This is a genomic window from Streptomyces beijiangensis (assembly GCF_017315755.1).
In the GTDB taxonomy this organism is placed as follows: Bacteria; Actinomycetota; Actinomycetes; order Streptomycetales; family Streptomycetaceae; genus Streptomyces; species Streptomyces beijiangensis.
Map to the genome: position 1 here is coordinate 1 of NZ_JAFLRJ010001500.1, position 238 is coordinate 238.

The window sequence follows — 238 nt, forward strand, 5'->3', positions numbered from 1 at the left end:
CGCCGGCCTCAAGCCTGCCACGCTCGCCAGCTACGAGTCCACCCTGCCGGTCGGCACCACCCGCACCCCCTGCGCGCCGATGCTGGGCCTCAAGGCCGGCGGCGATCGCCTTGGTCGCGGAGTCCATCCAGCCGAAGTCCGGCGTGCCCTCGGCGTCCACGAAGAGCGGCACGACGACCACGACGGCGTCGGACTGCGCGACCGCCGCGGTGGTGTCGGTCGTCGCGGTCAGCAGGCC

General features: G+C 74.4%; 1 pseudogene. It reads right to left on the reverse strand.

The features are described from left to right. A pseudogene (locus J0695_RS45010) lies at positions 1 to 238 on the reverse strand (hypothetical protein); the annotation flags it as partial.